This is a genomic window from Phenylobacterium sp., assembly GCF_030651755.1.
Lineage (GTDB): Bacteria > Pseudomonadota > Alphaproteobacteria > Caulobacterales > Caulobacteraceae > Phenylobacterium.
Window position 1 is genome coordinate 1 of sequence record NZ_JAUSBZ010000001.1, and the last position, 8,675, is coordinate 8,675.

At 70.2% G+C, this 8,675-nt stretch carries 11 protein-coding genes; 3 read left to right on the forward strand and 8 right to left on the reverse strand.

The annotated features are described in order from the left end of the window. The 4 genes from Q7V15_RS00005 to Q7V15_RS00020 form a co-directional block, all read right to left on the reverse strand. Positions 1 to 602: prephenate dehydrogenase/arogenate dehydrogenase family protein (locus Q7V15_RS00005; RefSeq protein WP_304752602.1), on the reverse strand; the 602-nt coding region annotated here is incomplete at its 3' end. Next, entirely contained in the window at positions 602 to 1,723 is a 1,122-nt protein-coding gene (gene hisC, locus Q7V15_RS00010; protein WP_304752604.1) for a histidinol-phosphate transaminase, read from the reverse strand. The genes hisC and Q7V15_RS00005, both read right to left, overlap by 1 nt. A 37-nt stretch (positions 1,724 to 1,760) precedes the next feature. After that, complete coding sequence (locus Q7V15_RS00015; RefSeq protein WP_304752605.1) at positions 1,761 to 2,582, reverse strand: chorismate mutase; 822 nt, start codon at positions 2,580 to 2,582, stop codon at positions 1,761 to 1,763. Between the two features lie 97 nt (positions 2,583 to 2,679). After that, positions 2,680 to 3,714: a DUF2125 domain-containing protein gene (locus Q7V15_RS00020; RefSeq protein ID WP_304752608.1), complete on the reverse strand. Its 1,035-nt coding sequence runs from the start codon at positions 3,712 to 3,714 to the stop codon at positions 2,680 to 2,682. A gap of 37 nt (positions 3,715 to 3,751) precedes the next feature. Here Q7V15_RS00020 and Q7V15_RS00025 point away from each other — a divergent pair, with 37 nt between their 5' ends. Then, entirely contained in the window at positions 3,752 to 4,309 is a 558-nt protein-coding gene (locus tag Q7V15_RS00025) for a gamma-glutamylcyclotransferase (RefSeq protein ID WP_304752611.1), read from the forward strand. Here Q7V15_RS00025 and Q7V15_RS00030 read toward each other — a convergent pair. Genes Q7V15_RS00030 through ftsE form a run of 4 tightly spaced genes read right to left on the reverse strand, consistent with a single transcriptional unit; the run spans position 4,295 to position 7,332 of the window. Further along, positions 4,295 to 4,999 carry a 1-acyl-sn-glycerol-3-phosphate acyltransferase gene (locus Q7V15_RS00030; RefSeq protein WP_304752623.1) on the reverse strand — a complete coding sequence of 235 codons (705 nt, stop codon included), beginning with the start codon at positions 4,997 to 4,999 and terminating at the stop codon, positions 4,295 to 4,297. The two genes, Q7V15_RS00025 and Q7V15_RS00030, sit on opposite strands and share 15 nt — an antisense overlap. 49 nt (positions 5,000 to 5,048) lie before the next feature. Beyond that, a complete protein-coding gene (locus Q7V15_RS00035) occupies positions 5,049 to 5,684 on the reverse strand; it encodes a YdcF family protein (protein ID WP_304752614.1) in 636 nt (211 codons plus the stop codon). A gap of 11 nt (positions 5,685 to 5,695) precedes the next feature. Next, on the reverse strand, positions 5,696 to 6,604 hold the full coding sequence (locus Q7V15_RS00040; RefSeq protein WP_304752616.1) for an ABC transporter permease: 909 nt from the start codon (positions 6,602 to 6,604) through the stop codon (positions 5,696 to 5,698). After that, a complete protein-coding gene (gene ftsE, locus Q7V15_RS00045; protein ID WP_304752617.1) occupies positions 6,601 to 7,332 on the reverse strand; it encodes a cell division ATP-binding protein FtsE in 732 nt (243 codons plus the stop codon). Before ftsE ends, Q7V15_RS00040 begins: the two co-directional genes overlap by 4 nt. A 56-nt stretch (positions 7,333 to 7,388) precedes the next feature. On the opposite strand from ftsE, the gene Q7V15_RS00050 reads away from it, so the two are divergent. Both Q7V15_RS00050 and Q7V15_RS00055 read left to right on the forward strand, forming a co-directional pair. After that, the gene (locus tag Q7V15_RS00050) at positions 7,389 to 8,273 is read left to right on the forward strand and encodes a DUF3426 domain-containing protein (RefSeq protein WP_304752619.1); all 885 of its coding nucleotides are present in this window, start codon (positions 7,389 to 7,391) and stop codon (positions 8,271 to 8,273) included. Further along, positions 8,266 to 8,675: phosphoribosyltransferase (locus Q7V15_RS00055; protein ID WP_304752621.1), on the forward strand; the 410-nt coding region annotated here is incomplete at its 3' end. The genes Q7V15_RS00050 and Q7V15_RS00055, both read left to right, overlap by 8 nt.

Below are 8,675 nucleotides of genomic sequence, written 5' to 3' on the forward strand. Positions count from 1 at the left end.
TAGGCGATCAGGTGGGGCAGATGGCTGGTGACGGCCAGGACCAGATCGTGGTGCTTGTCGTCCATCCGCTCGACCTGGGCGCCGAGCGTCGTCCAGAAGTCGGCCAGGCGCTGGACCGCCTCCAGATAGGCGTCGTCCTCCCGGGCCTGCGGCGTCAGGATCACCCAGCGCTGGTGGAACAGCTCAGCAAAGCCGGCGTCGGGGCCGGACTGTTCGGTGCCGGCGATGGGGTGGCCCGGCACGATGTGGACGCTGTCGGGCAGGGCGGCGGCGAGCGCTTCGCTGACCGCGGCCTTCACCGAGCCCACATCGCTGACGATGGCGCCGGGCGAGATGGCGTGGGCGCAGGCCGCAGCCGCCTCGCCAATGGCCCGCACCGGCGTGGCGAAGATGATCAGATCGGCGCCGGCCACCGCCTCCTCGGCGGTGAGCGTCACCTGATCGGCCAGACCCAGCTCGGCGATGCGGGCGCGGGCGAAGGGGCTGGCGTCATGGATGACGATCTCAGCCGCCGCACCGGAGGCCCGCGCGCCCCTCGCCAGGGACGAGCCGATCAGGCCGCAGCCAATGATGGCCAGGCGGGCGAAGACGGGCTCAGCCATCAATCGGCCTGCATGAAGTCGGCCAGGGCCTCGACCACGGCGCGGTTATGCGCCTCCAGCCCGATGGTCATGCGCAGGTGGTGGGGCAGGCCATAGCCGCCGACCCCGCGGACGATCAGGCCGCGGCTGGCCAGATAGGCCTCGGCCGCCTGGGCGCTCTTCGCGCCCGTGGTGGGGAAGCCCACCAGGACGAAGTTGGTGGCGCTGGGCACCGGCGACAGGCCCAGCCCCCCCAGCTGCTGGGCGAGCCAGGGCCGCCACTGGGCCAGCAGGTCCAGGGAGGCCTTCTGGAAGTCCTTGTCGGCCAGGGCCTCGACCGCGGCCAGCTGGCCGGGGATGGTGGTGTTGAACGGCTGGCGGATGCGGTCCAGGGCGCTGATCATCTCGGTCGGCCCATAGGCCCAGCCCACCCGCAGGGTCGCCAGGCCGTGCAGCTTGGAGAAGGTGCGGGTGACGATGACATTGTCGCTGGTGCGCGCCAGGTCCGTCCCGTCCTCGAAGGCGGGATCATCGACGAACTCGGCATAGGCGCCGTCCAGCACCAGGACCACACTCTTGGGCAGGGCGGCGTGCAGGCGGCGGATCTCTTCGCCGCCGACATAGGTGCCGGTGGGATTGCCTGGATTGGCGATGAAGACCAGCCGGGTGCGGTCATTCACCAGCTTCAGGAGCTCGTCCACGTCGACGCGGTAGTCGGGCTCAGGCGCGCTGAGCACCTGCGCCTGACAGGCGCGGGCCCCGATGGCGTAGGCGCCAAAGGCGAACTCGCCCTGCACGATGTTGTCGCCCGGCTCCAGATAGACCTGGCAGAGCATGTGGAAGATCTCGTCGGAGCCGCAGCCGAAGATCAGCTGCTCGGGCTCCAGGCGGAACTCCGCGGCGATGGCCTGGCGCAGGGGGGTGGCGCGGCTGTCGGGATAGATGTGCAGCTGGTCGAGGGCGCCGGCATAGGCGGCCTTGGCCTTGGGGCTGCAGCCCAGGATGTTCTCATTGGCCGACAGCTTCAGGGGATGCTCGATCCCGTCGACCTTGGCCTTGCCGGGGACATAGGCCGAGATGTCGAGGATGCCCGGCTTGGGAACCGGACGGTCGGCGGCGGCGCGATCAGGGGACTGGGACATGAGAGGGCCTGGGTTTGGACGTATCAGGCCCTGGCTCTTACACGTCGAATGGTTCCGGCGCAGCCCCGATGACGCCGCTCAGGCGCCCAGGCGCCCGGGCCAGGCGTTCATCATTGGCCTGGTAGTAGCCCGCCAGGGTGAAGAGCTTAAGCCCGCCGGCCTCGCTCAGCAGTTCGGCAGCCACGCCATCCCGGCTCAGGGCTTCGGCGACCTTCGCAGCCGGGCCGGGCGCGTCGGTGACCCACAGGGTGACGTCGGCGCCGGTGGGCTCCACCTCCACCTCGGCAAAGGCCAGCGCCGAGGGCGGACCCCAGGCGTTGAGACAGGGCAGGACGGCGAAGACCTTGAGCTTCGGTTCGGCCAGCAGCCGGCCCCACCAGGCGGACTCGGTCAGCATGGCCACGCCGACGCCGCCCTTGAGTCTGGCGGCCGCCAGGGTGTCTTCTGGCTTGGCGGCGAGGCGAAGGGGTGGCGCTGCGCCAAAGCGTAACCTTGCCAGCTCCACCGCGCGGGTCGCAGCCGCGCCCCCCCAGACAGTGAGGTTGAAGGGGCCTTGCAGGGCCAGGCTCTGCCCCATCAGCTCGCGCCAGACCCGGATGATCAGGGCGTCACTCGCGCCAGTGCGGGGCATGGCCAGCAGGCGGCGCAGGATTTCGGTTTCCCGGCCAGGACGCAGGCCAAAGCGGTCGGCCTGGCCGGCGGCGGCCTTGGCCGCGGCCACCTGCTTGCCGAGCGCCGTGCGCTCGTCCAGCAGGGCCAGCAGGCCGGCGTCGATCTCGTCGATCCGGGCGCGCACGGCCTCCAGAGGCAGGGCCTCCCCAGGCGGGGAGACGGGCGCGGCTTGCTGGGCGTCGGCCATTTCTATTCCCGAAACGAAAGCCGCGACCTAAGTCATTGCGCGGAGGCGCGCAATAGGCGGCCTTCGCGCAATAAAGTTGCAGTCGAAACCATCGACCTCAATAGACCCGCGGCGCCGGCCCGATGGCCACCGGCCCCAGCGTCGTCTGGCCCGCCTGGAAGGTGATGGCCGCCTGGGCGACATTGTCGGCGCCCTGGCGGGCGGCGGTGACGGCGGCGGCGGTCTCGGCGGTCTCAGGGGGTAGGACGCCCCCGGCCCCCAGGGCGGCCAGGGCCTCGGGCGCCTGGCGCAGGGTGACGTCCAGGGTCCCGCGAAGTCGTCCGTCAGGTCCCACGAACAGTTGGCCGCGATTGACGCCGATCACCGCCTCGCCGGCGGTCAGGCCGGCCTCGCGGACCTGGGACATGCCGCCAGCCTGGCTCCAGTTGCGCACCGCCGAGGGCCAGTCGGCGCCCTCAAAGGCGCTCATCTGGGTCAGCAGGGCGTCCCATTTGAGGTCGATATCGCCGTCCTGGGCTATGCGGGCGAACAGACCCGACATCTGGGCCTGACCATCCTGGACCTCCAGGAAGAGCGCGCCCTGGTCTTCGGGGCCGGGGCGCAGATGAAAGGCCACCTTCTGGGCCTGGGACAGGGCGAAGGGCTGTGCGCCGGGCTCAGGCGTGAAGATCAGCTCAGCGCCTTCGAAATCAAAACGGGGCGGCTTGGCGTTCACATCGCCCAGGCTGGCGCGAAGCAGCCGACCCGTCACGCGCACGGCGCCGCTGCGGGGGCGGGTGAAGGTCAGGCCGTCTGGCGCGGCGAAGATCCAGCGGCCGAGCGCATGCATATAGGCCTCGGACTCCAGCCGTGGGGTGGCCAGGGCCCAGCCGGAGGGCTCGCGGATGACCGCATCGGTCAGGGTGACGTTGAGGCGGAAGGGATAGCCGCCGATGCTGCGCGTCCCCCAGCTGACCTCATAGCCGGCGCTGCGCAGGTTTTCCGCTACGGCGTCCATGCGGTCGCCGGTCTGGATGCGGGTCCAGAACCAGAAGCCGCTCCAGACAATCATGGCCAGGAACAGCAGGGCGAAGGGCAGGAACAGACCCAGGCGGCGGGGTTTGCGGGCGGGCGCGGTATCAGGCACAGACATGGAGGGCTTTGCAGGCTTTTCTTCTGGCGGATCGGGAATGGCGGGCGGCGGGGACGGTTGGGTGTTCGGCTATGGGTCGCTCATGTGGCGGCCAGGCTTCAGCTTTGTCGAGCGCTCAAGCGCCATCCTACACGGCCGCCGCCGGGCCTTCTGCATCTATTCGGTCCATCACCGGGGCACCTATGAGCGTCCGGGTCTGGTGCTGGGCCTGGCGCCCGGCGGCGCGGTCCGGGGCGCGGCCTATCGGGTGGCGGAAGCTGACTGGCCCGAGGTCTATGCCTATCTGATGGAGCGCGAACAGCCCACTGAGACCTATGTGGAGGCCAGGCGGCCGGTGCGCCTGGCCGATGGCCGGCGGGTGGAGAGCCTCGTCTTCCTCTCCGATGTCGGCCATCCCCAATGGGCCGGCGCCCTGTCCCTGGAGCGGCAGGCGCAGCTGATCACCGGCGCCGTGGGCCTGTCTGGCCCCAATGAGGACTACCTCCGCGACCTGGTGGGCCATCTCCGCGAAGAGGGCGTGCGCGACCGGGCCATGGAAGACCTGCTGATCCGCGTGGAGCGCCAGGCCGCCCACGCTCGCCTAGAGATCCAGTAGTCTCATCGACGCCGTCTCGATCCGGTCTTCCAGGGTGCGCATGAACTCGGCGCGCTTGAGGCCAGGGGGGATGGGCTCCAGGTACTCGAAGACGATGACGCCGGGCTTGCGCAGGAATCCGTGCTTGGGCCAGTGGACGCCGGAATTGGTGGCCACCGGATGCACCGGCAGGTTCAGCTCCCGATAAAGGGCCGCGATGCCGGGCTTGTAGCTGCCGCGCACGCCGGGCTCGCCTCGGGTGCCTTCGGGAAAGATGACCAGTTGCCGGTCTTCCTGCAGGCGATCCTCGGTGTCGCGCACCATCTTCTTGAGCGCCGCGGCCTGGGCCTCCCGGTTGACCACGATCATGCGCGCCTTCTGGGCGAACCAGCCGAAGAAGGGGATCCACATCAGCTCCTTCTTCAGCACGAAGCAGCTGTCGGGCAGCCAGGCGAACTGGGCGAAGACGTCGAACATGCACTGGTGCTTGGGCGCCACCAGGGCCTTGCCAGCGGGCATGTGCTCACGCCCCCGGACCTCGACGCGGATGTCGCAGATGCGCAGCAGGGCGATGACCCCGCGGCTCCAGAAATCCAGAGCGCGCAGGGTCCAGGTTCTGGGCGCCAGCAACAGCGGCGTGATCAGGATCGCCAGGGTCGCTGACCAGAGATAGAAGAGCGCCACGAAGAGCAGGGAGCGCAAAGCCGTCAAGGCGAGCCTCATTCGTTCAGTATCCCCCGGGACCGGGTGTGGCCGCCGCCTAGCCGCCCTGGGCCGTGGGGGCCGGCGCGGCGGCGGGTTTGGCGTCCTTGGGTCCCAGTCTCAGAATCATTTCGCGACCCAGTATGGCCAGGTACTTCGAATACTCGAACACCATGAGCCGCGCCCCGCCGGCTGTGCGCCACCACCGGCGGGCGTCCAGGCTGGGGGTGGCGACGGGATGGGCCTGAAGGTCGATGCCGGGGAGGGCGGCGCCCAGCTCCAGCATGGCCCTGGGGATGTGATAGTCGGCGGTCACCACGATCAGGCTGTCATAACGCCGGGCCCGCACCCAGCCGGCGGTCTCCTGGGCGTTCCCAAAGGTGTCGGCGGCCTCGAACCCCAGATCGACACAGCAGTCATAGAGGCGCTGCGCCGCCCGGCTGACGACGCGAATGTCCTGACGGCTGGCCTCGCGATTGACGCCTGAGACCAGCATCCGGTCGGCCTTGCCGGCTTCCAGGAGGCGCATACCCGCCGCGATGCGCTCGTTGGAGCCCGCACCGGTCAGGGCGACGATGCCGTCGGCGGTTCGCGGCTCCCGCGCCGGGGTCGACTGCTCCACCCGGGTGGCGAAGGCGAGCAGTCCGGCGGCCCAGATCAGGGCGGCCACGAAGAGGATGGCGAGCGTTTTCATGGGGCTCCGGCTCAGGACAGCTCGCGAATGAGGCTCGCGGCCGTCAGCCGCGCCGCCACCGCCGCCACCAGGGCTGCGGCCAATGGACAAGGTAGAACAGCCAGCAGGTCGCTCCAAGCCACCGGCAGCACCGGCGTCAGACCCTGTCCTCCGCCCCCCAGGCGCAGCGCCGCGCCCAGGGCCGCGGCGGCTAAGGCGCCGGTGAGCCCCGCTCCGGCGGCCATCCGGGCGAAGCGGGCCTGGAACAGGCGGGCGATGAAGGCGTCTTCGGCGCCGGTCAGGTGCAGGAGCTCCACCACCTCGCGGCGGGCCGCCAGGCCGGCGCGGGTGGCGAAGGCCACCACGGCGGCGGCGGCGGCCGAGATCAGCAGGAACACCCCGAGCCCGACCCACCGGGCGATGGCCGCCCCCCGCTGGATGTCGGCCAGCCAAGTCGTGTGATCGTCCACCACGGCGTCCAGCCCTCGGGCCTGCAGCGCCCGCTGCAGGGTCTGGGCGTTGGCCGGCGCCTCGCGGTCCAGCACCACGGCCACCAGCCGCGGCACCGGAAGATCGGCCAGATCGGCGGCCTCTCCCAGCCAAGGGGCGATCAGCGCCTCGGCCTTTTCCCGTTCCAGGGCGCGGGCCTCGGCCACCCCTGCGACCCCGGCCAGGGTTTCCGCCGCGCGGCCGGCGGCTGAATCGGGAGTCTCATTGGCCTTGGGGCGAACGATCACCGTCATTTCGCCGCTCAGCTGATGGGACCAGCCCCTGGCGGCCCGGTCCGAAGCGATCACCCCAAGGGCGGTCAGGCAGGCGAGGAAGCAGAGGACCGCCACCACAAAGACCAGGGCGCTGTCGCGGGTGTCGCGCTCCGGCAGGAAGGGCGCCGGCCGCCAGCGGTCCAGATTTAGGGGACCGCCCCCGCCGCGGCGGCTCATGACCCGCCCCCCGCCGGAACCTGCCCCATATGGACCAGCCGGCCTTCCTCCAGATGCAGGACGGGCATGCCGGACCGGGCCACCAGGTCCTGGTCGTGGGTGGCGATCAGGACGGTCGTTCCCAGGCGGTTGAGCTCCAGGAACAGGCGCAGGATGCGCAGGCCCATCTCATGGTCCACATTGCCGGTCGGCTCATCGGCGAGCAGGATGTCTGGACGACCTACCACGGCGCGGGCGATGGCCAGGCGTTGCTTCTCGCCCCCAGCCAGGGTCGGGGGCAGGGCATGCATCCGGTCCTTCAGCCCAACCCAGGTCAACAGCTCGGCGACGTCCTGGCGGTAGGAGTCAGGTTTGGCGCCGGCCACCCGCAGGGGCACGGCGGCGTTGTCGAAGGCGCTCAAATGATCGAGGAGGCGGAATTCCTGGAAGACCACCCCGATACGGCGGCGCAGAAAGGGCCGCACCTCGGCCGGAGTTTGCGCCACATCCTGTCCGAACAGGTGCAGAAGTCCCTTGGACGGGCGGGCCGCGAGATAGATCAGCTTCAGCAAAGAGGTTTTGCCCGCCCCCGACGGGCCGGTGACGAAATGGAAAGACCCTTGCGGCAAGGAGAAGGTGAGGTCCCTGAGCGTCTCAGGCTCGCGTCCGTACCGCATGGAGACGTCGTCGAAACGCACGACGGCGTCCCAGGCGTCGGCCGTCTCTGCGGCGTTCGGGTTTCTGGACATGGAGACCGGAATCGGCGACCTCGATACGGTGGGCTGGAGGGTCCGATACAGCGGCCATGATACTGACCTGTCCAGACTGCTCCGCCAGCTATTTCGTGGACGACGCGAAGATCCCTGAACAAGGGCGCGTCGTGAAGTGCGCGAGCTGTGGAAACCGGTGGACGGCCCGCCGCGAGGTTCTCGTTGAGCCGCCGCCGACGGCCGCCGCCCCTGCGCCCGCCTCCGCCGATAGCCCCCCGCCGCCGGTCGATCAAGCCGCGGCTGAAAATCCTTCCCTCCCGGACGAGCCGCCGAGCGGCCGATCGGGCGAGGCTCTGCCCCGGGCTTTCCGGGCCAAGGCCGACGATTCCCGACGTCTGCGCGAGGCCGCCGCCACCGGCGTGGTCTGGGCCGGGATGTCGGCGGCCCTGGCCCTGATGATAATGGTGGCTGTCGTCTTCCGTGTGGATGTGGTGCGCCTGTGGCCCAGCACCGCGGGCGCCTTCGCCAGCGTCGGCCTGCCGGTCAACAGCGTCGGCCTGGCCATCGAGGGGGTGGAATTCGAGCCGGCCCTGCATGACGGCTACGCCGCGCTCTCGGTCTCAGGGATGATCCGCAATATCGAAGATAGGACCATCACCGCCCCGCCGCTGCAGATTCGTCTGCTGGACAAGAATGGCGTGGCCGTGGCCACCAAGATCGCCCGCCCGGCCGATCCGGTCATCCCGCCCGGGGAGACTCGCCACTTCGCCATCGCCCTGATCGATCCTCCCGGGGCGGCGGCCGATCTGGAAATCACCTTCGCCGAACTGCGCGCCGCCGCCGAGCCCCCGGCCGCGCCGGCCGAGCTTCTGGACCTTCGTGGCGCGGCCGAGGCGAGCATTCCCGAAGCCGCCCGCCGGCCGATCCTCGAGGCCACCCCCCTGCCGAACGCACCCTCGTCGCAGGCGCTGAATGACTGAGCGGGATATCGAGGTCCTGTTGGACGAGGCTGAGGTAGCCCGTCGGGTCGAGGCCCTGGCCAGGACCATCGTCCCACGGATCGACGATGACACGGTGGCGATCTGCCTGCTCACCGGCGGGCTCTGGTTCTGCGCCGACCTGACCCGGGCCCTGGCGCGGGCCGGACGTCATGTGCGCTTCGACGCCCTGTGGCTGGCCTCCTATGGGGACGCCCGGGCGAGCCTGGGCCGTTGCGAGGTGCGCGCCGACCTGCAACGCCCCCTGGAGGGCCGCCGGGCCCTCATTGTCGACGATGTGATCGACACCGGCCTGTCGCTCAGCGAGGCTGCCCGCCTGGTGCGCGATTCCGGGGCCTCGGAGGTGCTGACCTGCGTCTTCGCCACCAAACCCTGGCCTACGCC

What these genes read in the sequence shown, in the direction of transcription:
- hisC (WP_304752604.1), bottom strand. Translation starts at nt 1,723, where the DNA reads ATGTCCCAGTCCCCTGATCGCGCCGCCGCCGACCGTCCGGTTCCCAAG.
- Q7V15_RS00015 (WP_304752605.1), bottom strand. Translation starts at nt 2,582, where the DNA reads ATGGCCGACGCCCAGCAAGCCGCGCCCGTCTCCCCGCCTGGGGAGGCC.
- Q7V15_RS00020 (WP_304752608.1), bottom strand. Translation starts at nt 3,714, where the DNA reads ATGTCTGTGCCTGATACCGCGCCCGCCCGCAAACCCCGCCGCCTGGGT.
- Q7V15_RS00025 (WP_304752611.1), top strand. Translation starts at nt 3,752, where the DNA reads ATGGCGGGCGGCGGGGACGGTTGGGTGTTCGGCTATGGGTCGCTCATG.
- Q7V15_RS00035 (WP_304752614.1), bottom strand. Translation starts at nt 5,684, where the DNA reads ATGAAAACGCTCGCCATCCTCTTCGTGGCCGCCCTGATCTGGGCCGCC.
- Q7V15_RS00040 (WP_304752616.1), bottom strand. Translation starts at nt 6,604, where the DNA reads ATGAGCCGCCGCGGCGGGGGCGGTCCCCTAAATCTGGACCGCTGGCGG.
- ftsE (WP_304752617.1), bottom strand. Translation starts at nt 7,332, where the DNA reads ATGTCCAGAAACCCGAACGCCGCAGAGACGGCCGACGCCTGGGACGCC.
- Q7V15_RS00050 (WP_304752619.1), top strand. Translation starts at nt 7,389, where the DNA reads ATGATACTGACCTGTCCAGACTGCTCCGCCAGCTATTTCGTGGACGAC.